This is a genomic window from Pseudemcibacter aquimaris (genome assembly GCF_028869115.1).
GTDB lineage: Bacteria > Pseudomonadota > Alphaproteobacteria > Sphingomonadales > Emcibacteraceae > Pseudemcibacter > Pseudemcibacter aquimaris.
This window is the reverse complement of sequence record NZ_CP079800.1, coordinates 2,487,162-2,512,500: the sequence shown is the minus strand read 5'-3', so window position 1 is coordinate 2,512,500 and position 25,339 is coordinate 2,487,162. Positions and strand designations below refer to the sequence as shown.

Sequence of the window (25,339 nt, the reverse complement as noted above, 5' to 3'; positions counted from 1 at the left end):
TGGGCGCAGGAGAATTGAGAGGAGCTGTCCCTAGTACGAGAGGACCGGGATGGACACACCTCTGGTGGACCTGTTGTTGCGCCAGCAGCATTGCAGGGTAGCTATGTGTGGAAGGGATAACCGCTGAAAGCATCTAAGCGGGAAGCCCCCCTCAAGATAAGTTCTCCCTTAAGAGCCGTGGAAGACCACCACGTTGATAGGCTGGATGTGGAAGTGTGGTAACACATGAAGCTGACCAGTACTAATTACTCGATCGACTTGAAATCTCATCATGAACAGAGATCAGAATAAAATGATCTCAGAGCAAGGTGCTCATTACATAATACTAATTAGACTTTATAATACTTTTAATTGATCTGGTGGTTATAACAAGATTGTCCCACCCGGTCCCATCCCGAACCCGGAAGTGAAAGGTCTTTGTGCCGATGGTACTTCGTCTTAAGGCGCGGAAGAGTAGGTCGCTGCCAGATCTATTAAGAGTATTATAAACCCCCTCACAATCTCAAAGATCAAAATCAACCGCCCACAAGGCGGTTTTTTTGTATCTGGATTAAATGATAAATATCAGATATAAAAGAATAATTACAATGACGCGGGGTGGAGCAGCCCGGTAGCTCGTCAGGCTCATAACCTGAAGGTCGTAGGTTCAAATCCTACTCCCGCAACCAAAATTCTCTTTGTTTATCAAAGAGTTACAAAAGTCAGAAAGCCGTCCCTTTGGGGCGGTTTTTTGCATAGTGCACTAAAAATGCACTAAAGGGACAGAGAAGTCCTTATAAACAAAGAGAAAATCCTTCTGAACTGTGGACTCATTGTGTATGGTTAATGGATGCAATTAACAAAAACTGATTTTATTCATTACCTTAACTGTCCCAAATCATTTTGGCTGGCTAAACACGAACCTGAAAACTATCCAGAGGGTGAGTTTTCTGTTTTTCTTCAGAAGTTGATCAGGGAAGGATATGAAGTCGAGCGTTACGTTCGACAATATTTTGAAGATCAAGGTAATCATAATTTGGATTTCCAGAAGATCTTCCAGAGCGATGATGGCTTGTTTGCAAGGGCGGATGGCTTCGAGATCACAGACGAAGGTCTAAATATCTTATACGAGGTCAAGTCCTCAACGAGCGTAAAGACAGACAAGAAGCACAATCACATAAAGGATGCCTGCTTTCAAAAAATCTGTGCGGAGCGATCTGGCACTAAAATCCATAAGGTTTACCTAATCCACTTGAATGGAGACTATGTTCGCTCCGGTGAGATAGAACCTGCAGCCTTATTAAAAATCCAAGATATAACTGTGGAAGTGGCTGAAAGCGAAGCGGTGACATCGATTGAAATTGATCAGGCGCTGTCTCAGTTATCAGCGAATACCATAGATAAGAATGGCTGTGACTGCCTGTTGAAATCGCGGGCGAACCATTGTGATACGTTTGCTGTTTTTAATCCAAACATCCCCAAGCCATCGATTTACAGCCTTCCGAGGTTAAGCCAGAAAAAACGCGATCAACTAGTTGGTGAGAACCTCTATGACCTTAACGACGTAGACCCCGAATACGAATTATCTGATAAGCAGTCTATCGTCTTGGCTGCTGTACATGCGGGCGAACCCCAAGTCAGTCAGCGATTGATCAGTGGTTTCTTGGATGAATATAAATTCCCGCTCTATTTCTTCGACTATGAAACCTTCGCGTCAGCGGTGCCGATAGTTGACGGTGTCAGCCCGCACAAGCATTTCCCTGTGCAGTATTCTCTTCACATTCTTCACAATGACGGAAGTCTTGAACATAGGGAGTTTCTGCAACAGGAAATGCAGCTGCCACGCAATCTTGTGGATCAAATGGAAGCGGACTTTGGTGCGGACGGAAGTGTGGTGTCCTGGCATGCTTCATTTGAAAAAACGCAGAATAAGGAAATGGCTAATTGGTTTCCTGAAAAGTCAGACTTCCTGATGGATATAAACAGGCGAATGATGGACCTGGAAGACATTTTTAAGGAAGCCTACGTTGACGCCCGGTTTGATGGCTCTACGTCCATTAAAAAGGTTTTGCCAGTATTGTGTCCGGAGCTTGGTTATAAAGACCTTGATGTTCAGGACGGTGCATCTGCCATGGATGCTTGGCAGAAAATGATGGATACCGCAGGGAAGGAAAGACAAAAAATTGCCAAAGGGCTATTGAGCTACTGTGAGATGGATACCTATGCCATGGTTGCCATCTATAAGAAGTTAGCCAGCTTGATTAAATAAACCCGACTAATTTAATGAAAGACCAGCCTGCATAGACCGCCATGCCCAGAAATAGTATTCCAGCAAACTTATGAAGCCATACTATAGGAAGCTTTGTCAGAATCGTTTTACCAGTAACAGCGCCTAGGAACGAAGTGCTAGCTAGGGCTATCGTAGCACCAGTCCAGACGTATAGTGCCGGGTACATGCTAGCGAGGCCAGCCGTAGCAATTTGAGTTTTATCTCCAAGCTCCGCAAGAAAGATCATCAAAAATGTCGTGAGGAAGAGGCTTGAAGTTTTGGTTTCTTCAATATTGTCGTCTTCTACATCTTTTTCAAAAAATGTTTTGATACCAAACACTGAAAAGAGGATTGCTGCGCCAGCTAAAATCCATTCGCGAGGTAACCAGTTAGCTACTGCACCACCAAAAATTACAGCCAAAGCATTTAGGATACTGAATGCGATGATAGAGCCCAATAGTACTGGCTTAATGCGCTTGTGCTTTGCAGCGAGTGCCATACACACTAATTGGCTTTTGTCACCGATCTCTGCCAGTCCGATAATGGCTGCTGTTGCGCCTATAGTTTGCCACCACATAATTTATAACGAAGCCTTCTTTGGTATTAAGGGTTACTCATATCGGCGAACCTTGTTCATGATCGATTGATAGCTGTCACGCAGCCAAGTAATGTCTCTGCGCCAATGTGAAACTGCGACTTCGTAGTTCCTCCTGCCGTCACGTTGATCAGCTAGCATATTTAAATGATCAATAATTTTGTGATACCGTTTGTATGTCCCAGGGTTTCCCCAAGCCCTTCGGTAATAATCGGGGAAAAAGTCTGGAATTTGCCCCCAAATAGCATATTTCAAAATATCATTACGTTGATGCTCGGGCCTTCCATTAGTTTTTCCAACGCGATAGCCAAAGCATGTTAAAGGTGATTCTTCCACGCCAAAATCAGAGGAAAAGCTCGAGCTCCCTCTATGTTCACGGAAAAACTGTTCCATTGCTTCTTTGACTATAAATGGCGGTTTTGTGAGGATCTTGCTATCCCGCTCTTCGATTACTTCTTGCTTCTTTGTGTCGGTCAAAGGCTCTTTCAGGCGGCTAAATGTAGATGTTTCCGCCGGTTTAACGGCATCTGCATTTCTTGTGCTTTCTGTTTTCTCATCTTTGTTTCTGAAAAAGAAAAACCAAATTATAAATCCCCAAAACAGAATTTTGAATAATGGTATTAAGTCATCGTCCATTTCATCATCCCCCTTCTTTAGATGCCGTAGGTTTCGATATACTCAATAAAGTCCTTAAGAGCATTGTCTTCGATTTCTGCCTTGGCATTTTTTGATGAGTCTGTTGAATCTCTGAAATCTAAGCGAACCTCTTTTTCAAATTCTTTTTGACCAGTTCGTAAATCTTCAAATGTGCCAATCCATCGGATCTGGGAGAAAGATCTGAGGGTTTGGTTAAGTTCCTCGATGCCAGCTTCTAGGCTCCCCCCTTTTTTCAATGTGGTAACAGTTTTTTCGGTTGCTTCTATAACTGGCTGTAATTCTGTGGTGATCGGTCCGGGAGGCGAAAATGGTAATGTTTGAGCTATAAAGTCTAGGAGGCTATCTCTATCTTTAAACCAGACGAATGAACCAATACCGCCACCGATACCAGCGGGTGCATCGCCATATGAAAACATCCCCCATGAGTTATTGTTTTTTGGTTCTTGATCTGCTTCCAGCCAATTATTTTCAGCTCTTTCGTGGACGTCCATTTAGCCTCCTATTTGTTGTTTTTTCGCCAAGTCCAAGGCATCTGAAATTCAGAATTCCAAATGCCATTCTTTTGGTTTTGCGCATATTTTTCTTCGGTTATGTAATCTTTGGAATAACGCCGATAGGCTACGCTTAATCCATTGCGTACCATCCATCTGTTCAGATCAGTTTTGCCTAAGTAACAGACTGCGATTAAACGTTTATAGCGGTCATAAGTTTCCCCAATACACTTGACTGATTGGGAAGCAATTTTTTGCTTTAACGCTTGAGTGGCCGCTTGACCGCAAGCCCAGTCAAAATTCTCTTTTTTACGGCATAGCTGCTTTTGTTCAGGAGCATCAATGCCGTGAAGTCTTATGCGCTGTTTGCCTATGACTAAGGTGTCACCGTCGACAACCCGAGCTAGTCCCTCAACTTCATTGGCATAGCTGGATGGGGAAAGAAGCAATAGAACTGCTATGAATGTGAGGGCTTTATAGATCATTATATCTCCCGCGCATACCAGCGAACTTTGCCAATGATGTTCACCTCATCAAGCGTGCGTTCATATGGGGAGTAAAAGTTATTGTCTGAGATCACCCGAACCATAGGCGGGTCATTGTTTGGAATGTTCTCAAGCCTCTTGGCAACCAGCCCCATACCATCATGAAGAATGAAGATGCCCGGAGGGGTGGGGGATTTACGTCCCACGTCAACAAGAACCACATCGCCGTCATGCAGGGTGGGCATCATGCTGTCACCTTCCACATGCATAATCTTCAGGTTCTTTGGGTCGGCTTGTAACTTATGTTTAATCCACGAGCTCTGGAAGTGATAAGGCTCGCCATTTTCAACATCCTCAACGACTTCACGCCCACCCCCCATAGAGGCTGTGAGCTTCACAGATGGAACCGCGACAAAGGCTTCATTTGGGTCTTCCATGATAGGGTTCTCACCCTGCACATCACCCATGCCATGGAGTAACCAGTTTCGCTCAACCTTGATTGCACCGGCTACTTTATCCAGTTTTTCCAGATTAGGATTTTCAGAACGACCACGCATAATGTCGTAGACAAATGATCTGTTGATATTTGCCATTTCAGCAACTTGACCCGCATTCAGCCCAAGCTGTCTGGTCCTTGCTTTTAGTCTGTCAGCCATCGTGTATTTCATAAGTTATCCTCATCTTGTGGATAATGTGGATTAAAAAGGATTGATTAGTCTTTGTCAAGCGTTTATGGTATAGCGCTTAATTACAGGGTTAATGTTTTTTATGAGCTTCATTGAGAAAGACTATTTTACGTTGGAAGAAATTGAAGCCCGCTGGGGGATGCCTCGGCGGGATTTGGTTTATTTGGCTGAAAACGGTCTTCTCAAAGTCTCTGTCCGCCTCTTCGGTGCTGTCATTGAAACCGGCTATATCGAAGAAGATCAAGAATCAGGTCAGGGTTATACAGTTCCCTGTTCAAGGGACAGGTATAGAGGCCTGATGGACCTTCGGGACTTTGATGCATATAAAATATTCACCAATGGATCGTCAGTGATTTCTGCCTTTGACGCATTGCCCATGGAATATGCTCACCTTTTATCCCCCGAAGACGGATTGACTATTACGACCAAAGAGCTTGTGATCCGCCGGGAAGAACGAGACCGTGTGGAATTGAAGCATAATCTGACAGGAGATGAAGACCATCCAACCAATAATGGGCTCAAGCATAATAAGGATTTCACGGAAGTTTCTCTGAACGGGCAGACCTATAATCTTGGACCTATACAGGCTGATGTCGTCTCCCGCCTGCACCGCTCGATGTTGGACGGGGGGATGTGGCGATCCGGCAAGCAGGTTCTGGCAGAGGCTGGTTCTCAATCTCACCGTATGCAGGACGTCTTTAAGTCCCAGAAAAACCCGTCATGGCGTGAGCTCATCGTTTCAAACAAGCGTGGTCTATACCGTTTAAACGTAGACCTACGTAAAGACTGATCCCCCGGTCTTATCCATTTATTTGTGCCGCTTTTGGTCAAAGCCATCCCCCACCTATCCCTCGCTCGCCCCATCTTAATCCCCCTTAATTTGCCTATAATATCCGCTAATTATCCACATCTGATCCCCAAGACGAATTTCGCATAACAAGCCATTCTTTCTTTGCAATTTGAAGCAAGCGAAAGGAATGGCAGATGTCCATTAAGCATTTAAATCAGATCGAGCTCGCCGATCGTTGGAACTTGAGCGAGCGCACCTTGGAACGGTGGCGTTGGTTGGGCGAAGGCCCAGCCTTTATGAAACTCGGTGGCCGGGTTGTTTACCGCGTCGAGGATATTGAAGCCTTTGAAGCAAACCAAATGCGTCAAAGCACCACAGAAAACACCTATCTTCAGGGAGGCGCAAAATGAGCCTTCCTATTATTTCAGCGGATGAACGCCTGAATGAGACCCGTGGGGTCAAGGGCGTGATCTTCGGCAAGTCCGGTATTGGCAAGACATCTTTGCTTTGGACGCTGCCAGCCAATGAAACCCTCTTTATGGATCTGGAAGCTGGTGACCTCGCCATAGAAGGCTGGGCTGGTGACAGCATCCGTCCGCGCACTTGGCAGGAATGCCGGGACTTCGCGGTCTTCATTGGCGGCCCCAACCCCTCGCTGCGTGATGACCAGCCATATAGTCAGGCGCATTTTGATGCGGTTTGTGAGCAGTTTGGCAGCGCAGACGTTTTGAGCAAATACAAGACGGTCTTCATTGATAGCATCACCGTTGCGGGTCGACTGTGTTTCAACTGGTGCAAGGGGCAACCCCAAGCCATGTCTGATCGCACAGGCAAGCCTGACACCCGGGGGGCTTACGGCCTTCACGGCCAAGAGATGATCGCGTGGCTCACGCATCTCCAGCATACCAGAGATAAAAACATCTGGTTTGTCGGCATCCTTGATGAGCGTTTGGATGACTTCAATCGCAAGGTCTTTGCCCCGCAGATTGAGGGCGCAAAAACCGGCCTGGAGCTGCCAGGCATCGTGGATCAGGTCATTACCATGGCTGAGATCAAGCCAGAGGAAGGCCCAGCTTACCGCGCCTTCATAACCCATACCATCAACCCATACGGCTATCCGGCAAAGGATCGCTCTGGTCGTCTTGAGATGATGGAAGAGCCTCGGCTCGACAACTTGATGGGCAAAATTCATCAGCCGGTTCAGCCTGCTGCAGAGCGCCTGCAGCATCACTTCCCACAGCAACCCCAAGATAACGGCCCTCAGCAGGGCGAGGAGCAATAATCATGACATGGAATGATTTCAACTCTGCTGATGAGCAGAATAATTACGACCTGATCCCAAAGGGAACCTTGGCGAAGGTGAGAATGACCATCCGTCCGGGCGGCTATGACGACTATACTCAAGGCTGGACTGGTGGCTATGCCACACGCAGCGACACCACTGGATCAATCTATCTGTCCTGTGAGTTTGTTGTGACAGACGGTCCCTACGTGCGTCGCAAGGTCTGGAGCCTGATTGGTCTTCACAGTCCGAAGGGACCTGACTGGGCAAATATGGGACGCTCTTTCATCAAGGGCATCCTGAACTCCTCGCGCAAGTTGCTGCCAAAGGACACGTCACCGGAAGCGCAAAACAAGCGGCGCATCTCCGGCTTGGCTGACCTCGACGGCATAGAGTTTCTGGCGAAAATCGATGTGGGCAAAGATCAAAACGGTGATGACAAGAACGAGATCCGTTTGGCGATCACACCGGACAATAAGGATTATGCTGCCTTGATGGGTAGTCATGTTGCTTCGGCTCCTGATGCACCTGCTGCGGCACCAGCTAATCCGAACCGTCCGAGTTGGGCGCAGTAGGAGGTTGGTCCATGATTTTACGTCCCAGACAAAAGACCTTTGTGGAGCGCTGCACGGCGGCGCTTCATGAACACGGCAACACGCTCGGTGTGGCCCCAACAGGTGCTGGCAAGACCATCATGCTATCCGGTGTCGCAGGCGGCTATGTAGCAGATAGTGATGCCAAAGTATGTGTGCTTGCACACCGCGATGAGCTGACTGGACAAAATGAAGCCAAGTTCAAGCGCGTCAATAGTGGGGCAAGCACGTCCCGCTATGATGCGAGCAGTAAAGACTGGTCCGGCCAGACAACCTTCGCCATGGTGCAGACGCTCTCCAGACAGGCCAATGTCAATGCAATGCCGAAGCTTGACCTGCTGGTTATTGATGAAGCGCATCACGCAGCTGCAGATAGCTATCGGCGGGTCATTGATCGGGCATATGACCAGAACCCTGATCTAAAACTCTTCGGTGTTACCGCGACACCTAACAGGGGAGACAAGCAGGGGCTCAGACCTGTTTTCTCAAATGTTGGCGATCAAATCGCTATTGGAGAATTGATTGCATCCGGGCATTTGGTGCCGCCGCGCACCTTTGTTATCGATGTGGGCGCACAGAAAGAGCTTACCCAAGTCCGCAAGTCTGTCGATGATTTCGATATGGCACAAGTGGATGCCATCATGAACCGCTCACCCATTACGGACGCGGTAATCAAGCACTGGCAGGATAAAGCCCATGATCGTCCAACGGTCGTTTTCTGCTCGACCATCAGTCATGCACAGAATGTGAGTGATGCCTTTAATGCACACGGTGTGGCAGCAGCTGCTATTCACGGTGAGCTATCTTCAAAGGACCGGGCTGCAATCCTGAAGGCTTATAGTGATGGTGAAATTCAGGTCGTCGTCAATGTGGCAGTTCTGACGGAGGGCTGGGACCACCCTCCAACTTCATGTGTGATCCTGCTGCGACCTTCCTCATACAAATCGACTATGATTCAAATGGTCGGCAGAGGGCTTAGGACCGTTGACCCTGAAGAGTTTCCGGGTGTTGTTAAAACAGATTGTATCGTTTTGGACTTCGGCACATCCAGCTTGCTGCATGGGTCACTTGAACAGGATGTAGATCTGGATTCGCGCACTGGCGATGGTGAGGCTCCCCAAAAAGAATGTCCGGAATGCCATGCGATGGTGCCGATCAGCAGCCGTGAATGTTCCATTTGCTCCCACGTGTTTGAGTCAGAAGCCACAGAAGGCAGCCCCTTGTCGGATTTTATCATGTCCGAAGTGGATCTTTTGAAGCGATCTTCATTCCGCTGGGTTGATCTGTTTGGTGATGATCTGGCTTTGATGGCCTGCGGCTTCAAAGCATGGGCTGGCATCTTTTATCTCGGCGGGCGTTGGTATGCAGTTGGCGGGGTGGACGGCAAGATCGTTCGGCTTCTCAGTGTGGGTGAGCGCACGGTTTGTCTGGCTTCCGCTGATGACTGGCTCAATGACTATGAAAGCGATGAGACGGCTCACAAGACCAAAGGCTGGCTCAACCAGTCTGCCACGGCAAAGCAGCTCGCCTTGTTGCCCGCTGACTACCGGATGGATTTCAGTCTGACCCGCTATCAGGCATCAGCCCTGCTCAAATTTCAATTTAACCGTGGCTCTATCCAGCAGCTCGTCATGCGCTCGGCAGAAGACCTGGCGGCATGACACCTGTCTCGTCCGGGCCAGTCTTTTGTGCGGTGTGTGAGAGACAAGCCCGAGGCTTCGGATGGTTTGATGCACAGAGCGCCCGGGGCAGCAAAGCGCGAGAAACAAGTTACAGAAAATTCTGCTCCATCCCTTGCCAGAAGGCTTGGTCCGCATGGAAGAAGAAAGGAAATAACCGGATGATTGATCCGACAAAAAATGAGAGTGCAGCCATGGAAGCTGCCTTGGTGCCGCTCGGTGAATATGTGTCGAGCATCGGCATGAACCGTCCTTTGGCTGACTATCAAAAAGACGAAGTCTTGGCCCTCATCGAAACCGTGGTTACGGCCTATCAGGATAACTTGCGCCAGCAGTTTCCCACATCAGAGGAGATCCCATTCTGATGTTAGATTTTAATTCAAAAGAGAGCTTTGCAGACCGCGTCAACGATAAGATTGATGTGGCGCTGACCACCAAGTCTGCAAGCGAAACACCGCGCAGCTATCTTGGTGCCTCCCGTTTGGGTGTTGAATGCGCCCGCGCTTTGCAGTTCGAGTTTCAGAATGCCCCGAAAGATGAAGGGCGGGATTTCTCCGGGCAGTTGCTGCGGATTTTTGCGGCAGGCCACCTGTTCGAAGATTTAGCCATTGATTGGTTGCGTCAGGCAGGCTTTGAGATTTTCACGGAAAAACCCAACGGCTACCAGTTTGGTTTCTCGGTTGCTGGTGGCCGCATCAAAGGCCATGTGGACGGGATTATCACAGCTGCCCCGACAAGCCTGAAGCTCACCTTTCCCATGCTCTGGGAGTGCAAGTCCATGAATGCCAAGTCATGGGCAGATACTGTCAAAAAAGGTGTTGTTAAATCCAAACCAATCTATGCGGCTCAGATGGCTATTTATCAGGCCTATATGGAAGGATCGGTTGAAGGGATTTCTTCCAACCCAGCTTTCTTCACGGCGGTCAATAAAGACACAGCAGAAATCCACCATGAACTGGTGCCGTTTAATGCTGAGCTTGCGCAAAAGATGAGCGACAAGGCGGTGAACATTATCAAAGCCTGTGAGGCTGGAGAGTTTCTGCCGCGCATCAGTGATACGCCGACATTTTATCTCTGCCGTTTTTGTGACTGGCAGGATCGATGTTGGAAGGAGGCATAATGCAAGCGCCTTCTCCAACATCACCGTGGTTTGATTTTAATTCAGCCAATGACCAGATCGAGGCGGTCCATGCGGACCTGCCGGATCGCAAGGCACCCATTAAGGCGCAATTGCTTGGCAGTCTTGAAGGCTATCTGCACCAGCTTCTTCCGGCTGGCAGCAAAAAGCATGGGAGGTTTGTCGTTGGGGATACGAGCGGGAGCAAAGGCCAAAGCCTCAGTGTAGATCTCACGGGTAGCAAGGCCGGGATGTGGCATGACTTTGCCACCGGGGAAGGCGGTGATGTCTTTGACCTGTTTGCGTCTGTATGGGGTTTGAACACACATCATGACTTTGGCGAACTGCTGCAAAGGCTTGAAGACTGGCTGGGCATTGCGCCCGTGCGCTCGAGTGATACCAAACCTACCGCACCCATTGTGGATGAGCTGGGAGCCTATAGCGCTAAATGGGACTATCTGGATGCGGACGGGCAGCTTTTAGCCTGCGTTTACCGGTATGACACTGAGGCAGGTAAGGAGTTCAGGCCGTGGGATGTGCAGAGCCGCAAGATGAAAGCGCCTGACATTCGGCCCCTCTATAATTTGCCCGAGATAGTCAAATCGGGCCGTGTGATTCTGGTCGAAGGGGAAAAATGCGCTGATGCACTCGGCTCCATAGGCATTGCAGCTACAACGGCCATGTTCGGTGCCAAGGCTCCGCTTGATAAAACCGACTGGTCACCGCTTAAAGGCAAGCAGGTCATCATCTGGCCCGATCATGATGAAGCGGGGCGTGTATATGCCCAGAAGCTCTTGGCGGCACTGCCAAGCTTCGGTGTGGCCAGTGTAACAGTTCTCTCCATCCCAGCAGGCAAACCAGAAAAGTGGGACGCTGCGGACGCGGTTGCTGAAGGTTTTGATGTGCCCACGCTTTTGGAGGGGGATGTGCGCCCGGCCATTCCATCCTTCGCGCTTGAAGAGCTGATTGCTGACAAGAGCCCAATGCCTGCAGATCTGGTCGCACCGCGTGTGATGACGCCGGGCAGTATTCTGGTTTTTGGCGGCGCACCCAAGGTAGGCAAAAGTGATTTCCTGTTATCGTGGTTTATCCATTTGGCAGCTGGCGAGGATTTTCTCGGCATGTCGCCCTCTGGGGCGCTGAAGATTTTCTATTTTCAGGCTGAGGTTCAATATCACTATTTGAGAGAGCGGGTGCAGACGCTGGCTGTCTCAAGTGACCTCAGAGCCCGCGCTGGGCGCAATCTCATCCTCACGCCGCAACTACGCCTGCTTCTGAACAGTGAGGGTGTGGAGCAGCTGGCAAGAGCCATCCTGTCCAAATTCCCGGACGGGCCAGACATTATTGCCATTGATCCCATTCGCAATGTCTTTGACGGCGGCAGTGACGGTGGCGGCGAAAATGACAACGCAGCCATGATGTTCTTCTTGACCGAGCGGGTCGAGCGGCTTGCCAAATTGGTCAATCCGGATGCTGCGGTTATTCTCGTTCACCACACACGAAAACTTCCTAAAAAGCAGCTGGAAGAAGATCCGTTTCAGGCACTTTCGGGTGCCAGTGCCATGCGGGGATTTTATTCGTCCGGTCTTCTGCTGTTCAGGCCCGATGAAAGCAGGACTGAGCGTAACCTCTATTTTGAACTACGAAACGGTCCAGCCCTGCCATACAAGCTGGTTGATAAGCTCGATGGGCGCTGGATGGAGCTCGACAAAAATAGCGAGCGTTTGGTCAATCAGGATTACGGAGAAAAGCTCGACGCTGAGCGCAGGCGCAAACATGACGTGATCCTTCAGATCCTCTTTGAAGAGGCGAAGTCCGGGCGCGTCTATACCATGAACCAGTTTTGTCAGGCATTTGAGAATAGTGCTGGGCTGGGCGGAGAGACCACCATTCGCAGGCGCTTGGATGTTTTGTCGACCAAAGGCTACATCAAGTTTTTCAGAGACGCTGAGCAATATGGGATCGCACAGTCAGCCAGAACCAAATACGGCTTCATGTGTGTGGAAGATATGCGCATTGCTGGTGAACATGATGTTGTCGATCCCGAAACCGGTGAGGTGACCTCAAGCGTTATCCCGGTTCTTCCATCACACTATAAATGCCGTTCCACGGCGGCAGCATTGCCTGTCGAAGACCCTCAAATTTGGATCTATTATGAGGAGGGTAACCCATGATTTTTGCCCTCCAAATGTCCGCCAAACAGGGTGACAAACTGGACCAGTTTTTTGACAAACTGACCGATGTGACAAACTGGATTGGTGGTAAAAACATCAATGATTACAGTCATTTAAGAAGAAAAATCCAGTTTGTCATGACAAACTGGATGACAAACTTGACGGACTGGAAATTCGTTAATGATTACAGCATGTTATCAATTTTTCCAGTTTGTCACACAACCCCTATACTTACAGTATACGAACTGGCGTTGCGCTTACGCTTACGCCTGTGCGTATACGGCAACCATAGTTTTGGGGGTGGCCGTGGTTAGAGATGTTTTCTTCACAATAAATTTTGCACAGCCACCCGAGCGTGGAGCGACCCTCATGCAGGGAGCACAGCGCTATGAGTTCATCCGAGCTGAGCGATATATCCGACAGGACGGTAATGCGAGCTGGTTGCTTCACTGGCGAAGCCATTGCCCTGAATGCGGACAGGCATTCGTTGTCACCTCAGGCTTGAGAGGGAAATCCCTCAACCGTCGCTGCCCAGACCATCACCAGGCCGGAAAAGCTGTTTCTGGCCGATCACCCATTCGATCAACAAAAGCTTTAAGGAGAAGATAGCATGATCATTCTTGCACTTGACCTGGGCACCACCACGGGGTGGGCGCTCAGCCAACAAACAAACATCACCAGCGGATCACAGTCGTTTAAGCCGGGCCGTTTTGAAGGGGGCGGGATGCGCTATTTGCGTTTCCATTCATGGCTTCAGGAAATGAACACTCTGGCAGGTGGCATTGAGATGGTCTGCTTCGAAGAAGTGCGCCGTCATATGGGCGTTGATGCTGCCCATGCCTATGGGGGCTTCTTAAGCCAGCTGAGTAGCTGGTGTGAGGCGGAGGAAATTCCCTATCAGGGCATTCCCGTCGGCACGATCAAGAAACACATCACAGGCAAAGGCAATGCATCCAAGGCGCAGATGATCAAGGCGGTTGAGGCGCTGGGCTTTAATCCCGTTGATGACAATGAGGCCGATGCACTGGCTTTGCTCAATCTTGCAAAGGCGCAGTTTGAAGGAGAAGCAGCATGAGTGGGGAATTTTTGTTGAAACTCGCAGCCGAGACATTTGCGGAGCGCAAAGCTGCTTACGGCAATGCATCAGATCTCTTTGACGGTATTGCAAAGCGTTGGTCCATGACACTGGGTACGCAGGTCACTGCTGACCAGGTTGCCATGTGCATGATTGATCTCAAAATGGCGCGGCTCGCCCATGACCCCCGGCATGCTGACAGCATTCTGGATGTGGCAGGCTATGCGGCTTGCCTCCATGAGGTCACAAGCAAGGGAGGTCAGACATGAAGAAATGGACGATCACCGAAGTTGAAGAGCGTTTGGCAGAAGCCGCCTCGGTCCTAAAGCGCCTGCCTGAGAAGAAGCTGCAAGGATATTACACCGTGTGGCCAGAGATCACGCCGGAGTTTTCTGATCTGGTAGGTCAGAAGGATGTAAAGACGCTAAAGCCATGGCCGCTCCCAGACGCCATCACGCGCATGGAGGAGTGCTTGTCCTGGACCGTGGGCCTTGAGCCTGTAGATGGTAAGATCGTCTGGCTCAGGGCTTCTGGGGCTCGCTGGAAGACTGTCTGCTGGACCGTTGGTCTCAAACGTTCAGCCGCCCACGAGCACTGGCTCTACGGCCTTTGCCTGATCACACTCAAGCTCAACAGACAGCAAGCCCCAGCCAAGCGTTCACGTCGGTATATCATTGACCTTGCAAGGGAGAGTAGCAGATAGAAAGGTGTCCGCCGGACACTTTTCGCTGAGACAAAACGGGCTGTTTTAGGCTATATTTTGATCAAGCTCGGGAGACTTGCGGGCACAGGGTGTTCCAGCAGTCATTTCGAGAGACTTAAGCGAAATCCATAGCACATCTGAGAGCCACGGGTCCTTCCTGCGCACCAACCCTATGCGGGGGGGCTGCGCCCGGGACTTTTCTAGCGTCAGAACAAAAAATCAGGTTCGCAGTTCGCGGACAGGTTTGCAGATATCCAAAAGAGAAAAATATGAGTTTGCAGGTTGAGCAAATTGCGACCGAGCAGTTAATCCCCTATGCCCGGAACGCCAGAACCCATGGCGCAGAACAGGTGGCTCAAATTGCGGCCTCCATTGCGGAGTTCGGTTTTGTAAATCCGGTTTTGATTGGCGGCGATGATATTTTGATCGCGGGCCACGGTCGTCTGCTCGCTGCCCAGAAGCTGGGCTTGGATCAGGTGCCAGCTATTCGCCTTGATTATCTGACGGAAAGTCAGCGCAGGGCTTTGGTGATTGCAGATAACCGGATTGCAGAGAATGCAGGCTGGGATGAAGAAATGCTCCGCCTTGAACTGGCCGAGTTGTCTGAAGAGGATTTCGATCTGGACCTGCTTGGTTTTGACGGATCAGAGATTGATGACCTTCTTGTTGCCTTGGATGAAGACGGCACAGAAGATCTGGACGGTGATATTCCTGAAGCTGAAGAAAATCCTGTCAGCAAAACGGGTGACCTCTGGATTTTGGGAGATCATAAACTGCTCTGCGGTGATGCTACCAAAGGTGAAGATATGGCGCTGCTCATGGGCAGTGAGTTTGCAGACATGACCTTCACTGATCCGCCCTACAATGTGAACTACGGCGATACGCCCAAAGACAAGCTACCAAGCAAGGGAGGCTCTAAGGCGGGCCGTAAGATCATGAATGATAACTTGGGTGAGGATTTTCAGGCATTCCTGACGGCTGCTTGCGAAAACATGCTGAAGGTCACAAAAGGCGGTCTCTATATCTGCATGAGTTCAAGTGAGCTGGACACTTTGCAAAGTGCGTTTAGAAGTGCGGGCGGCAAATGGTCCACTTTTATCATTTGGGCCAAAAATACATTCACACTGGGCCGATCCGATTATCAACGCCAGTATGAGCCCATCCTCTATGGCTGGAAGGAAGGCAATGAGCGCTATTGGTGCGGGGCCCGGGATCAGGGTGATGTCTGGTTCTATAACAAGCCACGTAAGAACGATCTCCACCCAACCATGAAACCCGTGGATCTGGTGGTGAGAGCCATCAAGAACTCCAGCAAAACGAAAGATATTATTTTGGACCCCTTTGGCGGTTCAGGTTCAACACTGATTGGTGCTGAGCATACAGGCCGTCAGGCACGATTGATTGAGCTAGATCCGCAATATGTGGATGTGATCATTAAGCGCTGGCAGGAGATGACGGGATTGGATGCGGTCCACGCAGATCAGCAAAAAACATATGCGGAGCTGGCTAGAGAATAAAAAACCTCCCAAGAGGCGTTTCCAAGAGAGGCGTGGGAGGTGTTGTTGCAGTGATTTTACCGTCAGCTTGATTAGATGGGAAGGTTTATTTTCTATGAAGCACAAGGCAGGCGGCTTGTAGGGCTTTGGCATCCTCGAGCATTTTGTCCAGATCAGCGATGGTGCCTATAGCGCCGTTGCGGTTGTCATCAACCATATATCCGTGGCCTTCACTGGCGAGTTCAGCGGCATTTGCGAGGATTTCCTTGAGGGCTTCCATGTTTGTTTTGACCGCAGCGTTGATTGTTTTTGTGTCCATTTCAAGTCTCCATTTCGTAATGTCATGAACGCTTGGAAGGGGAGCTTTATCAAGTAAATAGAAGTGGTTTGGGAATATGGGCGTATCCATTCGGGAATATGCGCGACGGCGCGGCGTGAGTGATACGGCGGTGCGCAAAGCGATCAAGCAAGGACGCATAACAGCTGAAGCTGATGGCAGCATTGATGTTGAAAAAGCCAATGCTGATTGGAAGCGCAACACTTCGACGGTCAGGCAAAAAGTCAAAGCTGTTCCAAAGTCTGCTGTAGAGGCTGTTGAAGAAACGCTCAAAGAATCTGGCAGTCATGCAGGTGGCACCACCTTCATGCAGGCGAGAACCGCAAATGAAGTCCTGAAGGCGCAAACGGGCCGCGTTAAACTCAAACAGCTCAAGGGAGAATTGATCGACCGGGATGCAGCGATCGCCCATGTGTTTCGGCTGGCCCGGCAGGAACGGGATGCCTGGACATCATGGCCTTCCCGAATTTCCAGCCAGATGGCAGCGGATCTGGAAGTGGATGCCCATAAGCTACATGTAATGTTGGAAAGATATGTCCGAGAGCACCTCAGCGAGCTTGCCGCCATCAAACCCAATTTCAGGGAATGACGCAGGGGGCACAGAATTTTACGACGGTGCGGATGCTATTGAGCAGGCATGGCTCAGCGGACTGGAGCCTGACCCCTTTTTGACCATTTCTGAATGGTCTGATCGATATCGTTACCTTTCACCAAAGGCAGCCGCAGAGCCGGGGCGTTGGCGCACAGAGCGCACACCTTATCTGCGTGAGATTATGGATATGCTGTCCAGCCATGAGCCGGTGCAGCGTGTGATCTTTATGAAAGGTGCGCAGATTGGGGGCACTGAGGCAGGCAATAACTGGATTGGTTATGTGATCCATATGGCACCGGGGCCGATGATGGCCGTGGCACCAACCGTGGAAATGGCCAAACGAAATTCCAAACAGCGGATTGATCCGCTTCTTGAGGATTCCAAGGAATTAAAAGCACGGGTGAAACCTTCTCGCTCCAGAGATTCCGGCAATACGGTGCTATCTAAAGAGTTTCCGGGCGGCGTGCTCGTTATGACGGGTGCAAACTCGGCAGTGGGCTTACGCTCAATGCCTGCACGGTATCTGTTCATGGATGAAGTGGATGGTTACCCAGGTGATGTTGAGGGTGAAGGCGATCCTATTTTGCTGGCAGAGCGCCGAAGTGCGACCTTTCAGGGGCGCAGGAAGGTTCTGCTGGTGAGTACACCGACATTAAAGGGTTTATCGCGGATTGCTCGGGAATTTGAGCATTCAGATCAACGCTATTTCCATGTGCCTTGCCCGCACTGCGGTCATATGCAGCCCCTGCGCTTCAGTCAGCTTCGCTGGAAAGAAGGGCAGCCGAAAGATGTGGTTTATGAGTGTGAATCTTGCGAGGAGCATATCGCAGAACATCACAAAACAGCCATGTTGGCGGCAGGGCGCTGGGTGGCATCAAAAGAAGGTGACGGAAGAACAGTTGGCTATCACCTGTCTTCGCTCTATAGCCCTGTTGGCTGGTTTAGCTGGTCAGAAGCGGCCCATATGTTTGAGCAGGCAGGCGAACATCCAGAATTAATGAAAAGCTTCGTCAATACGGTTCTTGGTGAGCCGTTTGAGGAAGAACATGAAGCCCCGGATTGGCACCGGCTATATGAACGTCGTGAAACCTATACAGAAAACACTATACCGAAAGGCGGTTTGTTTCTGACGGCTGGTGTCGATGTGCAAAAAGATCGCCTTGAATGCGAGATTGTTGCATGGGGCCGCAATAAAGAAAGCTGGTCGGTGGGCTATGAGGTCATCGCTGGCGATACGGCAAGGCGAGAAGTTTGGCAGGAGCTTGAAAAGCTTCTGAATAAAGACTGGCCCCATGAAACCGGACACACCATGCCCATCCGAGTGATGGCGGTGGACTCTGGTTATGCCACACAGGATGTTTATGGCTGGGTAAAGGGCCACCCCCAAGCCGTTTGGGGCGCAGGCGGTGCCAGAGCCAGTCAGCCGCGCACTGTGGTAGCAATCAAGGGTCAGGACCGGGATACGGCGCTGATCTTAAGCGTCTCTAAAGCGGATGTTGGAGGTCGCAGACGCGGCCTTCGGGTCTGGAATGTTTCTGGCCCCGTGGCCAAGGTTGAACTTTATCGCTGGCTCAAACTGGATTGGCCCACAGAAAAAGAGCTGGAACTGGGCGAATCCTATCCGGCTGGTAGCTGTCACTTTCCGCAATATGGGGAAGAATATTTTAAGCAGCTGACAGCGGAAAAACGGATCATCCGTATTCACAAAGGGTATCCCCGCGCTGTGTGGGAGAAAGACCCTACACGCAATAACGAGGCACTGGACTGCCGGGTTTATGCCCGAGCGGCAGCGAGCATTTACGGGCTTGATCGTTTTACAGAACGTCATTGGCTTCAGCTTGAAGAAAGCTTGGGCAAGCCTGTGCCGACGGCTCCAACGTCTGATCAGCCGCAGGTGTCAGAGCCTGTTCATTTAAGTGATCGGTTGAAACAGCGCCCGGTTCAAATGGCTGATGATCCGTATTTATAAGGAAACCCGATGACAGATGTAGCCATATTGCAATCACGGCTGACAGAGGCTGAGGATGCTTACCATTTACTGATGACCGGAGCGAAAGAAGTCTCGGTCAATATCGGCGGTTACGGCGCAGTGACCTATCAGTCAACGGACACTGCAAAGCTGGAAAAATATATCGCGCACCTGAAGTTTGACATTCAGCGCAAGCAGGGAGGTGTCAGGCGTAAGCCCATCTATGTGGAGTTTTAAATGGTTTTCTTTAGGTCACGATAGAAGTTTTCGTGGGAACCCAGTGCAACGAGTGTCAACGTGATTGTCTGTTCCTCGTAGCTGTAGGCCAGCAAAGTGAGCTGTTTTACCATTTTGAACTTATAGACAAGGATATCTGATAATTCGCCTGTCTTTGGCTGTCCAATTTCTGGGTCTGCCATGACAGCACGGATTGCATTATCCATGTCGGATTTTTGGTTGGGCTTTAATTTCTTATAAGCCTTTTTGAACGACGGCTTTTGTGAGATTTTCATAGTTTAGTCTTGGGAAAACTCAAACGGCTCTGTTTCTTCTTGTTTGGCAAGGAGGATTTCCTGAATGAAGCTATAGGGCAAATCAGGGTTTTCTTCTGCAATCTTGCCAATGCGTGACCAATATTCGATCTGTTTGGGCGTTGAGCGACTGTAAACAGCAGCATATCGCTTTGCTTCACTGATTAACTCGTCTGAAAGCTTGATGGTAGTTGGCATTTTGATGTCTCTCTCTTCATGGCGCTTATGGTTATATAATAGGTAAAATAGAGTAAAAATGCAACCTAATAAAACATCAACTCAGCCAGATACGGCGCACCGCGCTGCATCAACGGCGGCCCGGGAGCTGGCTTCATGGCTGCCACATGCTGGATCTGCTGACAGTGATCTAATTCCTGAACTGGGTACCTTGGTCTCCAGATCTCGGGACCTTGTCCGCAATCACGGCGTTGCCTCTGGAGCAATCCAGACACTGACAGATAATGTGGTCGGTACAGGACTCCGTTTAGCCGCCCAGCCTGACTATAAGTCACTTGGGAAGGATAAAGCGTGGGCTGATGAATGGTCCCGCCAGGTTGAATCCCAGTGGCGCAGTTGGGCGGAGACAACCGACTGTGATGCCGCCAGATCCTTGAACTTTGCAGGCATGACCTCGCAGGTGTTTCGCTCATCCATGTTAAACGGGGAAGCGCTGGCCTTGCCCTTATGGTTAAAAGGGCGCAGCTTTTCAACAGTCATCCAGCTTGTGGAACCAGACCGGCTAAGTAATCCAGATGGGAAGCAAGACGGCAAGCGCCTGCGCGGCGGTATTGAGATCGATCAATATGGTGCGCCAAAAGCCTATTGGATCAGAAAGAACCATCCCGGGGATGTGCTGATCTCTCTCGGTGTTGAAGATGATTGGCAGCGCATACCCATCCAGACGGCCTTTGGTCGCAGGCGGGTGTTGCATATCGCGGATTTTGAACGCAGCGGTCAAAAGCGTGGTAAACCACTTTTAACCAGTGTTATGCCGCTCTTTAAAATGCTGGATCATTATGAGCGCAGTGAGCTGCAGGCCGCTGTGGTCAATGCGATGATCGCGGCCTTTATTGAGACCCCGCTGGACGGCGAGGCCATCGGTGAAATGTTCGGTGGAAGCGTGGATGATTATATCGCAGCGCGTAATGAGTGGAAGGTAAGGCTTCAAGGCGGTGCCATCATTCCGGTCTTTCCGGGTGACAAGGTCTCGCCCTTTACGCCAAGCCGTCCTAATAGCGGATACGGCCAGTTTGTGGAGAATGTCCTGCGGCATATCGGTACGGGATTAAACATTCCGTTTGAACTGCTGATGAAGGATTTTTCCAAGACCAATTATTCCAGTGCGCGAGCCGCACTCATGGAAGCATGGCGCTATTTCATGGGCCGCAGGCAGTGGCTTGCAACCTATTGGGCGCGGCCTGTTTATGAGCTGTGGTTAGAGGAAGCCGTAAGTGAGGGCTTGGTGGAAGCTCCGGGCTTTTATCAAAACCGGGCGGCATGGACGCGCTCTAAATGGATTGGCCCCGGTCGCGGCTGGATTGATCCGGTCAAGGAAGCCGAAGCCTCCCGCATTCGTATGGAAAACGGTCTTTCCACACTGGAAGAGGAATGTGCCTCCCAAGGGTTGGACTGGGAAGAAGTGCTCGAGCAGAGAGCGCGGGAGCAAGCGAAGATGCGCGAACTTGGTCTTTCCACCCCGACTATGGCTGCTGAGGACAAACAGGATAATGATGATGAAACTATGGAACAGGATGATCTGGAGCAAAGCAGCCGGTGAGCCTTGGGCAATAACGCCAGCGGGTCTTGAGACCATATTGGATATTGCCGCAAGGCAGAATGAGCCACCTGAAGCGGTGGCAGCCAAGCTGGGACGGGAGCTTCAAAACACACACCGTCTGGAAATGAGAGAGAATATAGCGGTCCTGCCATTGGTTGGGCCGCTTTTTCGTTATGCCAACCTGTTCACGCAGATAAGCGGCGCATCTTCCTATGAGCTGCTGGCACGGGACTTTACCACGGCGCTGGAGAACCCGGATGTTCAGGCCATTGTCCTTAATATCGACTCTCCGGGCGGTGAGGTAAATGGCTGCGCTGAGCTTGCCGACATGGTCTATGAGGCACGCGGCAGAAAACCCGTCATTGCTTATGCTTCCGGTGATGCGGCCTCTGGTGCCTATTGGATTGCCGCAGCAGCAGACGAAATTGTGGTTTCCAAAACCAGTGCCCTTGGCTCCATCGGTGTGGTGGGTGTCTATCAAGGCGGCAAGGATACCGACACGGTTGAGGTGGTGTCTTCGCAGAGCCCCTTTAAGCGATTAGATCCAGGCTCCGATGAGGGGCGCGCCCGCTTGCAAAAACGCATCGATGCCATGGCAGGTGTCTTTGTTGACGCGGTCGCCAAATATCGCGGGGCAACGGCGGCCCATGTCCAGGAACATTATGGTAGCGGCGATGTGTTCATCGGCGGTGATGCGGTGAGCCAAGGTCTGGCTGACCGTGTTGGCTCTTTTGAAAAACTCCTGAGTGAACTTGGGGGTAATGGTGGAGGTGAGCGCATGCAGGCGTCTTCCTCAAATTCGATAAGTCCACAGGAGAAAAATATGGATGACATCAAAAGCCTGCGGGAGGCTTATCCCGACCTGACGGCCAGTCTTGAACAAGAAGCAGAAGGGGGCGGTATTAAAGCTGAGCGAGACCGCTTAAAAGAGATTTTGTCTCACACGGAAGCAGCGGATCGCAGCGAGCTTGCCAAGCATCTTGCTTTTGAGACCGACATGACGGTGGAGGCTGCTGTGGCACTGCTTTCAAAAGCGCCCAAAGAGCAGCAGACACATGCTGAGACATCAGGGTTTCAGGCCGCCATGGATGAAATTCCAAACCCAACAATCATCCCTAGCCGGGAAGAAGACGAAGAAGCGGATGAAGATGTCGCCAAACGTCTCGCTTCTTATTAATCAACAGGAGACATCTTATGACCGCACAAGGGTTTACAGATCAGGGTGCTTATACGCCCGATAATCTTCATTCAGGGGAATTCCCCTCCATTCAGCGCACGGAAACCATCACAGGAGCGATTACCCTTCATCGCGGCGCTGTCCTTGGCCGGATTACAGCAAATGGCTTTTACACGCTTAGTGATGCAGCTGCTGTGGACGGTTCAGAAAAGCCTGTCGCCATTCTCGCCGAAGACATCGATGTGACGGCGGGTGATGCAGACGCTGTCGTCTATCACGCGGGTGAATTTAACATCACTGCCTTGCTCTTTGGCTCTGGCCATAGCGCGGCAACCTTTGAAGAGTCCCTCAAAACATTGGGACCTGACAGCATCTTCTTGCGCAAAAATCAGGAGGCTTAAAAGATGGTCGATATTTTCTCTACCTTTGTCCTTAACCGGACTGTTGAATATTTGGAGCGACCGGCTTCTTTTTTGCTGGATACCTTCTTTGGGCAGATGCAAACGGAAGAGTCTGAAGAAATCCACTTCGATGTAGATCAGTCCAAGCCGCGTATCGCGCCTTTCGTGTCCCCGTTGGTCGCAGGCCGCGTTGTTGATCAGGAAGGCTTTAGCACTCAGAGCTTCAAGCCTGCCTATGTAAAAGACAAGCGCCGCTTTGATGCCAATACTCCGATCAAACGTCTGATCGGTGAAAAGATTGGGGGCAGTTTGCCAGCCAGTCGGCGTATGGAAGCGGCTGTGAACCGATCGCTCCGCAACCAGCTTGAAAACCTGACACGCCGAGAGGAAGTCATGGCAACGGAAGCCTTGCTGAGCGGTCGTGTGACCGTGAGCGGTGAGGATTATCCAACCCAGGTGGTGGACTTTAAGCGTGATGCGGCTTTGACCGTGGCACTCACAGGCACAGCCAAATGGGATGATGTCACGGCACCAGCCCTTGATCAGCTTGAAGACTGGGCGGGGCTCATTCAGGAAAAATCCGGTGCCGTGGCTCGAACGGTCATCATGGACCCGAAAGCATGGCGCTTGTTCCGCAACAATAATCAGGTGAAGGGACAGCTGGAAATCCGTCGCGGTACCAATGCCAGTATCTCTACTGATCCGATGGTGCGCGGTCAGGGCAGCGAAAAGGCGCGTTATGTGGGCTCCATCGGTGACTTTGACTTTTATGTCTATAACGATGTCTATATCGCCGATAATGGCACGCTCACAAATCTGTTGCCGGACAATACGGTGCTGCTGGTCAGCCGCAATCAGCTGGAAGGCACGCGCTGCTACGGCATGATCATGGATGAAAAGGCGGGCTTTAAGGCTCAGCGCTATTTTTCCAAGTCGTGGCTCGAAGAAGACCCTGCTGTGCGCTGGCTTTTGATGCAGTCTGCACCGCTGGTGGTGCCTTATCGCCCCAATGCGTCTCTTGCTGCAACTGTGGCATAAGGGAGGGTGATATGAAGGTAATTGCAATTTCTAGCCTGCAGGGCCGCCAATCTACCGTTATGCCCGGTGAGACCACTGACCTTGAAAAGGCAGATGCGGAGCGCTTGATCAAGCTTGGATTTGTCAAAGCAGCCACTGCTGCCGCCTCGATTGAAACCTCAGCATCTGATGACGGAGATATGTCGGCCTTGCTTGATGCCATCTCTGTTTTGGACGCAGATGGTTTTGGCAAGGACGGCAAGCCGCTCGTTAAAGCTCTGGAGGATATTTTGGATAAGGATATCACCAGTCAGCAGCGTGACTTGGCTTGGGAGCAGTTTAATAAGGCGGAGAGATGATCCCCGCCTTTGAACGGGCTGCGCTCAAACTCTTTGAAAAGCTGGCTGTCGATGCGACCTATCAGCCAGCTGTTGGCGATCCAATCCCCTGTAAGGCGGTGCTCAAGATCCCTGATCAAATCTATGATTTTCGGGAAACGCAAATTCACACAGCAAGCCAAATGGCTGAACTGTTGGTCTCGGTTGTCCCAAACCCGCAAGTCGGAGATGGGCTCACTGTTGGATCGGTGTCCTACAGCATTCAGGGTGAGCCACAAAAAGATCAGCATGGTCTGATCTGGAAACTGGACCTGGTGAAAGCATGAGACTAAAGGCTGCGCTTGAAGGTAATCTTGATGCCTATTTGAAGAAAGAACTTCTGATGGGGGAACGGGCTGTCACCAAGGCAGTGCGTCAAGCCACATCTGGCCTGAAACAATCCATGCGCTCCCAGGTGGTTGCCAGTGGTCTTGGGCCGAGGCTGGCGAGGACATGGCGCGGGGACGTTTATCCTCGTCGCGGTGAAAGCCTGAAAGCAGCCGGGCTCGTTTACACTAAAGCCCAAAAGATCATGGAAGGTTTTGAAGAGGGGCAAGTGATCCGCGCCAAAGATGGTTTTTGGCTTGCTATTCCCACACCTAATGCGCCCAAGCGAGTGATGGGCAAACGGGTCACGCCGGGTAATCTGGAAAAAGCCAGAGGTATGAGGTTGCAGTTTGTTTATCGCAAACGTGGCCCCAGTCTGCTGGTCGCTCAAAATATGCGGGCATCCTATTCCCGAAAAACTGGGGAACTGCGCGGGTTTAGAAAAGCCAGTCAGCGAGCCCTTAAAACCGGCAATGGCTTGTCATCCGTGGTAATGTTCTGGCTCGTGCCGCAGGTTAAATTGCCCAAACTGATCCGTTTTGAGCCGGAAGCCATCAAATGGCACAGCCGATTGCCAGAGTTTGTGCTGCGCCATTGGAGGGATCGGTAACTTTAAAAAATAGCTCATATATCAAGTTGGGCTTTACATTTGAGCAGAATTTTAAAGTGAAAATGAGAGTGATGAGCACGGCGTTCAAGTAAATAATATCTGTTAAGATAAGAGTTTGTATGTTATTGAATAAAAAAGGTTATTTCTAATGAAA

At 50.5% G+C, this 25,339-nt stretch carries 32 protein-coding genes, 1 tRNA gene and 2 rRNA genes (1 of these 35 running past the window's edge); 27 read left to right on the top strand and 8 right to left on the bottom strand.

Features of this window, described 5'->3' with window-relative positions:
- From KW060_RS11880 to KW060_RS11865, 4 genes are all read left to right on the top strand, one after another.
- Positions 1 to 266: ribosomal RNA gene (locus KW060_RS11880) — 23S ribosomal RNA — on the top strand; it begins 2,485 nt to the left of the window's first position.
- 89 nt (positions 267 to 355) lie between these two features.
- Positions 356 to 470, top strand: a 5S ribosomal RNA gene (gene rrf, locus KW060_RS11875).
- A 121-nt stretch (positions 471 to 591) separates the two neighbouring features.
- Positions 592 to 668 (top strand) — tRNA-Met (locus KW060_RS11870).
- A gap of 161 nt (positions 669 to 829) precedes the next feature.
- Positions 830 to 2,248 carry a DUF2779 domain-containing protein gene (locus KW060_RS11865; protein ID WP_249036303.1) on the top strand — a complete coding sequence of 473 codons (1,419 nt, stop codon included), beginning with the start codon at positions 830 to 832 and terminating at the stop codon, positions 2,246 to 2,248.
- On the opposite strand, the gene KW060_RS11860 is transcribed toward KW060_RS11865, so the two are convergent.
- The 5 genes from KW060_RS11860 to KW060_RS11840 are packed head-to-tail and all read right to left on the bottom strand — an operon-like array spanning position 2,241 to position 5,132.
- Entirely contained in the window at positions 2,241 to 2,825 is a 585-nt protein-coding gene (locus tag KW060_RS11860) for a TMEM165/GDT1 family protein (protein ID WP_249036302.1), read from the bottom strand. The two genes, KW060_RS11865 and KW060_RS11860, sit on opposite strands and share 8 nt — an antisense overlap.
- A gap of 33 nt (positions 2,826 to 2,858) precedes the next feature.
- The gene (locus tag KW060_RS11855) at positions 2,859 to 3,479 is read right to left on the bottom strand and encodes a hypothetical protein (protein ID WP_249036301.1); all 621 of its coding nucleotides are present in this window, start codon (positions 3,477 to 3,479) and stop codon (positions 2,859 to 2,861) included.
- 17 nt (positions 3,480 to 3,496) lie between these two features.
- Positions 3,497 to 3,991 (bottom strand): hypothetical protein, encoded by a 495-nt coding sequence (locus KW060_RS11850; RefSeq protein ID WP_249036300.1) that lies wholly within the window; start codon positions 3,989 to 3,991, stop codon positions 3,497 to 3,499.
- 8 nt (positions 3,992 to 3,999) lie between these two features.
- On the bottom strand, positions 4,000 to 4,476 hold the full coding sequence (locus tag KW060_RS11845) for a thermonuclease family protein (protein WP_249036299.1): 477 nt from the start codon (positions 4,474 to 4,476) through the stop codon (positions 4,000 to 4,002).
- Positions 4,476 to 5,132 carry an XRE family transcriptional regulator gene (locus tag KW060_RS11840; RefSeq protein WP_249036298.1) on the bottom strand — a complete coding sequence of 219 codons (657 nt, stop codon included), beginning with the start codon at positions 5,130 to 5,132 and terminating at the stop codon, positions 4,476 to 4,478. Before KW060_RS11840 ends, KW060_RS11845 begins: the two co-directional genes overlap by 1 nt.
- Positions 5,133 to 5,244: 112 nt before the next feature.
- Here KW060_RS11840 and KW060_RS11835 point away from each other — a divergent pair, with 112 nt between their 5' ends.
- The 13 genes from KW060_RS11835 (at position 5,245) to KW060_RS11775 (ending at position 16,092) form a co-directional block, all read left to right on the top strand.
- Positions 5,245 to 5,952: a hypothetical protein gene (locus KW060_RS11835; RefSeq protein ID WP_249036297.1), complete on the top strand. Its 708-nt coding sequence runs from the start codon at positions 5,245 to 5,247 to the stop codon at positions 5,950 to 5,952.
- A 194-nt stretch (positions 5,953 to 6,146) separates the two neighbouring features.
- Positions 6,147 to 6,362: a helix-turn-helix transcriptional regulator gene (locus KW060_RS11830; RefSeq protein WP_274757283.1), complete on the top strand. Its 216-nt coding sequence runs from the start codon at positions 6,147 to 6,149 to the stop codon at positions 6,360 to 6,362.
- Complete coding sequence (locus tag KW060_RS11825) at positions 6,359 to 7,234, top strand: ATP-binding protein (protein ID WP_249036295.1); 876 nt, start codon at positions 6,359 to 6,361, stop codon at positions 7,232 to 7,234. The genes KW060_RS11830 and KW060_RS11825 overlap by 4 nt, the downstream gene beginning before the upstream one ends.
- Positions 7,235 to 7,236: 2 nt before the next feature.
- Entirely contained in the window at positions 7,237 to 7,809 is a 573-nt protein-coding gene (locus tag KW060_RS11820; protein ID WP_274757282.1) for a hypothetical protein, read from the top strand.
- Positions 7,810 to 7,820: 11 nt separating this feature from the next.
- Positions 7,821 to 9,488 (top strand): DEAD/DEAH box helicase, encoded by a 1,668-nt coding sequence (locus KW060_RS11815; RefSeq protein ID WP_274757281.1) that lies wholly within the window; start codon positions 7,821 to 7,823, stop codon positions 9,486 to 9,488.
- A gap of 179 nt (positions 9,489 to 9,667) precedes the next feature.
- Positions 9,668 to 9,871, top strand: coding sequence for a DUF6511 domain-containing protein (locus KW060_RS11810; protein ID WP_274757280.1), 204 nt, complete (start codon positions 9,668 to 9,670; stop codon positions 9,869 to 9,871).
- Positions 9,871 to 10,626, top strand: a complete 756-nt coding sequence (locus tag KW060_RS11805; RefSeq protein ID WP_274757279.1) for a PD-(D/E)XK nuclease family protein — start codon at positions 9,871 to 9,873, stop codon at positions 10,624 to 10,626. The genes KW060_RS11810 and KW060_RS11805 overlap by 1 nt, the downstream gene beginning before the upstream one ends.
- Complete coding sequence (locus KW060_RS11800) at positions 10,626 to 12,797, top strand: AAA family ATPase (RefSeq protein ID WP_249037162.1); 2,172 nt, start codon at positions 10,626 to 10,628, stop codon at positions 12,795 to 12,797. The genes KW060_RS11805 and KW060_RS11800 overlap by 1 nt, the downstream gene beginning before the upstream one ends.
- Positions 12,794 to 13,111, top strand: a complete 318-nt coding sequence (locus KW060_RS11795; protein ID WP_249037161.1) for a hypothetical protein — start codon at positions 12,794 to 12,796, stop codon at positions 13,109 to 13,111. The genes KW060_RS11800 and KW060_RS11795 overlap by 4 nt, the downstream gene beginning before the upstream one ends.
- Positions 13,112 to 13,407: 296 nt before the next feature.
- Positions 13,408 to 13,872, top strand: a complete 465-nt coding sequence (locus KW060_RS11790) for a RuvC family protein (protein ID WP_249037160.1) — start codon at positions 13,408 to 13,410, stop codon at positions 13,870 to 13,872.
- The gene (locus KW060_RS11785) at positions 13,869 to 14,141 is read left to right on the top strand and encodes a DUF6378 domain-containing protein (protein WP_249037159.1); all 273 of its coding nucleotides are present in this window, start codon (positions 13,869 to 13,871) and stop codon (positions 14,139 to 14,141) included. The genes KW060_RS11790 and KW060_RS11785 overlap by 4 nt, the downstream gene beginning before the upstream one ends.
- Complete coding sequence (locus KW060_RS11780; RefSeq protein WP_274757278.1) at positions 14,138 to 14,575, top strand: DUF6362 family protein; 438 nt, start codon at positions 14,138 to 14,140, stop codon at positions 14,573 to 14,575. The genes KW060_RS11785 and KW060_RS11780 overlap by 4 nt, the downstream gene beginning before the upstream one ends.
- A gap of 269 nt (positions 14,576 to 14,844) precedes the next feature.
- Positions 14,845 to 16,092 carry a site-specific DNA-methyltransferase gene (locus KW060_RS11775; protein ID WP_274757277.1) on the top strand — a complete coding sequence of 416 codons (1,248 nt, stop codon included), beginning with the start codon at positions 14,845 to 14,847 and terminating at the stop codon, positions 16,090 to 16,092.
- Between the two features lie 85 nt (positions 16,093 to 16,177).
- Here KW060_RS11775 and KW060_RS11770 read toward each other — a convergent pair whose 3' ends face one another.
- Positions 16,178 to 16,390 (bottom strand): hypothetical protein, encoded by a 213-nt coding sequence (locus KW060_RS11770; protein ID WP_249037166.1) that lies wholly within the window; start codon positions 16,388 to 16,390, stop codon positions 16,178 to 16,180.
- Positions 16,391 to 16,466: 76 nt separating this feature from the next.
- Here KW060_RS11770 and KW060_RS11765 point away from each other — a divergent pair, with 76 nt between their 5' ends.
- Genes KW060_RS11765 through gpW form a run of 3 tightly spaced genes read left to right on the top strand, consistent with a single transcriptional unit; the run spans position 16,467 to position 19,206 of the window.
- Positions 16,467 to 16,997 carry an elements of external origin gene (locus KW060_RS11765; protein WP_249037165.1) on the top strand — a complete coding sequence of 177 codons (531 nt, stop codon included), beginning with the start codon at positions 16,467 to 16,469 and terminating at the stop codon, positions 16,995 to 16,997.
- Positions 16,942 to 18,969 (top strand): phage terminase large subunit family protein, encoded by a 2,028-nt coding sequence (locus tag KW060_RS11760; RefSeq protein WP_274757276.1) that lies wholly within the window; start codon positions 16,942 to 16,944, stop codon positions 18,967 to 18,969. Before KW060_RS11765 ends, KW060_RS11760 begins: the two co-directional genes overlap by 56 nt.
- 9 nt (positions 18,970 to 18,978) lie before the next feature.
- The gene (gene gpW / locus KW060_RS11755; protein ID WP_274757275.1) at positions 18,979 to 19,206 is read left to right on the top strand and encodes a gpW family head-tail joining protein; all 228 of its coding nucleotides are present in this window, start codon (positions 18,979 to 18,981) and stop codon (positions 19,204 to 19,206) included.
- Here gpW and KW060_RS11750 read toward each other — a convergent pair.
- Together KW060_RS11750 and KW060_RS11745 are read right to left on the bottom strand one after the other, a co-directional pair.
- The gene (locus KW060_RS11750) at positions 19,203 to 19,481 is read right to left on the bottom strand and encodes a type II toxin-antitoxin system RelE/ParE family toxin (protein WP_274757274.1); all 279 of its coding nucleotides are present in this window, start codon (positions 19,479 to 19,481) and stop codon (positions 19,203 to 19,205) included. The two genes, gpW and KW060_RS11750, sit on opposite strands and share 4 nt — an antisense overlap.
- Positions 19,482 to 19,484: 3 nt before the next feature.
- Positions 19,485 to 19,697, bottom strand: a complete 213-nt coding sequence (locus tag KW060_RS11745; RefSeq protein WP_249037157.1) for a ParD-like family protein — start codon at positions 19,695 to 19,697, stop codon at positions 19,485 to 19,487.
- 58 nt (positions 19,698 to 19,755) lie between these two features.
- Here KW060_RS11745 and KW060_RS11740 point away from each other — a divergent pair, with 58 nt between their 5' ends.
- The 7 genes from KW060_RS11740 to KW060_RS11710 are packed head-to-tail and all read left to right on the top strand — an operon-like array spanning position 19,756 to position 25,185.
- Positions 19,756 to 21,276 (top strand): phage portal protein, encoded by a 1,521-nt coding sequence (locus tag KW060_RS11740; RefSeq protein ID WP_274757273.1) that lies wholly within the window; start codon positions 19,756 to 19,758, stop codon positions 21,274 to 21,276.
- Complete coding sequence (locus tag KW060_RS11735; RefSeq protein WP_274757272.1) at positions 21,227 to 22,453, top strand: S49 family peptidase; 1,227 nt, start codon at positions 21,227 to 21,229, stop codon at positions 22,451 to 22,453. The genes KW060_RS11740 and KW060_RS11735 overlap by 50 nt, the downstream gene beginning before the upstream one ends.
- 17 nt (positions 22,454 to 22,470) lie before the next feature.
- Complete coding sequence (locus KW060_RS11730; protein WP_274757258.1) at positions 22,471 to 22,854, top strand: head decoration protein; 384 nt, start codon at positions 22,471 to 22,473, stop codon at positions 22,852 to 22,854.
- A gap of 3 nt (positions 22,855 to 22,857) precedes the next feature.
- Complete coding sequence (locus tag KW060_RS11725) at positions 22,858 to 23,892, top strand: major capsid protein (protein WP_274757257.1); 1,035 nt, start codon at positions 22,858 to 22,860, stop codon at positions 23,890 to 23,892.
- A gap of 11 nt (positions 23,893 to 23,903) precedes the next feature.
- Positions 23,904 to 24,230 (top strand): hypothetical protein, encoded by a 327-nt coding sequence (locus KW060_RS11720; RefSeq protein WP_249037110.1) that lies wholly within the window; start codon positions 23,904 to 23,906, stop codon positions 24,228 to 24,230.
- Positions 24,227 to 24,535 (top strand): head-tail joining protein, encoded by a 309-nt coding sequence (locus KW060_RS11715; protein ID WP_249037111.1) that lies wholly within the window; start codon positions 24,227 to 24,229, stop codon positions 24,533 to 24,535. Before KW060_RS11720 ends, KW060_RS11715 begins: the two co-directional genes overlap by 4 nt.
- Complete coding sequence (locus KW060_RS11710; RefSeq protein WP_249037112.1) at positions 24,532 to 25,185, top strand: DUF6441 family protein; 654 nt, start codon at positions 24,532 to 24,534, stop codon at positions 25,183 to 25,185. The genes KW060_RS11715 and KW060_RS11710 overlap by 4 nt, the downstream gene beginning before the upstream one ends.
- Positions 25,186 to 25,339: the final 154 nt, after the last annotated feature.

Coding starts and splice junctions, on each gene's coding strand:
- KW060_RS11865 (WP_249036303.1), top strand. CDS start 830: ATGCAATTAACAAAAACTGATTTTATTCATTACCTTAACTGTCCCAAA.
- KW060_RS11860 (WP_249036302.1), bottom strand. CDS start 2,825: ATGTGGTGGCAAACTATAGGCGCAACAGCAGCCATTATCGGACTGGCA.
- KW060_RS11855 (WP_249036301.1), bottom strand. CDS start 3,479: ATGGACGATGACTTAATACCATTATTCAAAATTCTGTTTTGGGGATTT.
- KW060_RS11850 (WP_249036300.1), bottom strand. CDS start 3,991: ATGGACGTCCACGAAAGAGCTGAAAATAATTGGCTGGAAGCAGATCAA.
- KW060_RS11845 (WP_249036299.1), bottom strand. CDS start 4,476: ATGATCTATAAAGCCCTCACATTCATAGCAGTTCTATTGCTTCTTTCC.
- KW060_RS11840 (WP_249036298.1), bottom strand. CDS start 5,132: ATGGCTGACAGACTAAAAGCAAGGACCAGACAGCTTGGGCTGAATGCG.
- KW060_RS11835 (WP_249036297.1), top strand. CDS start 5,245: ATGAGCTTCATTGAGAAAGACTATTTTACGTTGGAAGAAATTGAAGCC.
- KW060_RS11830 (WP_274757283.1), top strand. CDS start 6,147: ATGTCCATTAAGCATTTAAATCAGATCGAGCTCGCCGATCGTTGGAAC.
- KW060_RS11825 (WP_249036295.1), top strand. CDS start 6,359: ATGAGCCTTCCTATTATTTCAGCGGATGAACGCCTGAATGAGACCCGT.
- KW060_RS11820 (WP_274757282.1), top strand. CDS start 7,237: ATGACATGGAATGATTTCAACTCTGCTGATGAGCAGAATAATTACGAC.
- KW060_RS11815 (WP_274757281.1), top strand. CDS start 7,821: ATGATTTTACGTCCCAGACAAAAGACCTTTGTGGAGCGCTGCACGGCG.
- KW060_RS11810 (WP_274757280.1), top strand. CDS start 9,668: ATGATTGATCCGACAAAAAATGAGAGTGCAGCCATGGAAGCTGCCTTG.
- KW060_RS11805 (WP_274757279.1), top strand. CDS start 9,871: ATGTTAGATTTTAATTCAAAAGAGAGCTTTGCAGACCGCGTCAACGAT.
- KW060_RS11800 (WP_249037162.1), top strand. CDS start 10,626: ATGCAAGCGCCTTCTCCAACATCACCGTGGTTTGATTTTAATTCAGCC.
- KW060_RS11795 (WP_249037161.1), top strand. CDS start 12,794: ATGATTTTTGCCCTCCAAATGTCCGCCAAACAGGGTGACAAACTGGAC.
- KW060_RS11790 (WP_249037160.1), top strand. CDS start 13,408: ATGATCATTCTTGCACTTGACCTGGGCACCACCACGGGGTGGGCGCTC.
- KW060_RS11785 (WP_249037159.1), top strand. CDS start 13,869: ATGAGTGGGGAATTTTTGTTGAAACTCGCAGCCGAGACATTTGCGGAG.
- KW060_RS11780 (WP_274757278.1), top strand. CDS start 14,138: ATGAAGAAATGGACGATCACCGAAGTTGAAGAGCGTTTGGCAGAAGCC.
- KW060_RS11775 (WP_274757277.1), top strand. CDS start 14,845: ATGAGTTTGCAGGTTGAGCAAATTGCGACCGAGCAGTTAATCCCCTAT.
- KW060_RS11770 (WP_249037166.1), bottom strand. CDS start 16,390: ATGGACACAAAAACAATCAACGCTGCGGTCAAAACAAACATGGAAGCC.
- KW060_RS11765 (WP_249037165.1), top strand. CDS start 16,467: ATGGGCGTATCCATTCGGGAATATGCGCGACGGCGCGGCGTGAGTGAT.
- KW060_RS11760 (WP_274757276.1), top strand. CDS start 16,942: ATGTCCGAGAGCACCTCAGCGAGCTTGCCGCCATCAAACCCAATTTCA.
- gpW (WP_274757275.1), top strand. CDS start 18,979: ATGACAGATGTAGCCATATTGCAATCACGGCTGACAGAGGCTGAGGAT.
- KW060_RS11750 (WP_274757274.1), bottom strand. CDS start 19,481: ATGAAAATCTCACAAAAGCCGTCGTTCAAAAAGGCTTATAAGAAATTA.
- KW060_RS11745 (WP_249037157.1), bottom strand. CDS start 19,697: ATGCCAACTACCATCAAGCTTTCAGACGAGTTAATCAGTGAAGCAAAG.
- KW060_RS11740 (WP_274757273.1), top strand. CDS start 19,756: ATGCAACCTAATAAAACATCAACTCAGCCAGATACGGCGCACCGCGCT.
- KW060_RS11735 (WP_274757272.1), top strand. CDS start 21,227: ATGATGATGAAACTATGGAACAGGATGATCTGGAGCAAAGCAGCCGGT.
- KW060_RS11730 (WP_274757258.1), top strand. CDS start 22,471: ATGACCGCACAAGGGTTTACAGATCAGGGTGCTTATACGCCCGATAAT.
- KW060_RS11725 (WP_274757257.1), top strand. CDS start 22,858: ATGGTCGATATTTTCTCTACCTTTGTCCTTAACCGGACTGTTGAATAT.
- KW060_RS11720 (WP_249037110.1), top strand. CDS start 23,904: ATGAAGGTAATTGCAATTTCTAGCCTGCAGGGCCGCCAATCTACCGTT.
- KW060_RS11715 (WP_249037111.1), top strand. CDS start 24,227: ATGATCCCCGCCTTTGAACGGGCTGCGCTCAAACTCTTTGAAAAGCTG.
- KW060_RS11710 (WP_249037112.1), top strand. CDS start 24,532: ATGAGACTAAAGGCTGCGCTTGAAGGTAATCTTGATGCCTATTTGAAG.